At 60.3% G+C, this 858-nt stretch carries 1 protein-coding gene; it reads right to left on the bottom strand.

Features of this window, described 5'->3' with window-relative positions:
• Positions 1-72: 72 nt before the first annotated feature.
• Positions 73-573: a DUF3108 domain-containing protein gene (locus tag F6X37_RS35875; RefSeq protein ID WP_262420172.1), complete on the bottom strand. Its 501-nt coding sequence runs from the start codon at positions 571-573 to the stop codon at positions 73-75.
• Positions 574-858: the final 285 nt, after the last annotated feature.

Here is an 858-nt window from a genome sequence, read left to right as displayed (position 1 = left end):
CTCCGGCGGCAGCAACCGCGCCACCGCTCTGTCCTTGAATGTCTTTCCGTAACGCGCCAACTTGTTCTCTCTTTATCGCCCCCAGATTCCAATTTTATCCAGGCGACAACCATTGTGACGCGGGGGGTTATACGTGCGTCCCGTCGCCTGAACAGGACCGAGTTTCTGCGCATGCGTGATCATCGCGGTGTCGCCCTGCTCGACCTGGCTGGCTTGCGTGACCGTCTGCCGCGGCTCGAGTTGCGGGACCCAGTCGCCTTCGGCTTCGATCTTGATCGCCTGGAATTTGCCGGCGGGCACTTCGACGGTTTCCGTTCCGACCACCCGATACTGCGAGTCCCACTTCTGCGAAGCGAATACCCGGTTCGGATGCTGCCCGGCGTATTCGACCGTCCAGCTCTTACCCGGCGACAACGGAAACGCGAACGGCCGGTTCACGACTGTATCGGTGCCGTTCACGCTGCGCTCGCGGCTCCGGTCCGCTCCGGCGATCACTTCGCGTGGCGCCTGCGTCGAACCCGATATCTTCGATTCGAAATAGATGTGCGATGGCGTCGCCCGCAGCACCGTCACCTGCTCGTGCGTCTGGTTCCAGCCCGATGGCCCTCTCTCGCTCGTCGACGTATGTCCAGGTGTCCCCGGGTTTGACGTCGGGCGCCGGCGCCGATTGCGCAAGCGCCGACAACGGCAAAGCGAGGCTCAATAGCAGCGCGGCGGTTCTTATTTTTTCATAAGTGTTCCTGGTAAAACTGCTTGGATTTCGGTAACCTGGATTTTTCCCTGGTACCGAGGTGTCGATGAAATGCCGTGTGAAGCTTGTGAAGGCTGAGGAGATCACATTGCAGGAGATGGCGATCA

It is taken from the genome of Paraburkholderia sp. 31.1, from assembly GCF_014397645.1.
In the GTDB taxonomy this organism is placed as follows: domain Bacteria; phylum Pseudomonadota; class Gammaproteobacteria; order Burkholderiales; family Burkholderiaceae; genus Paraburkholderia; species Paraburkholderia tuberum.
Note: the sequence above shows the minus strand (reverse complement) of the source record. Positions and strands in the feature narration are given on the sequence as shown.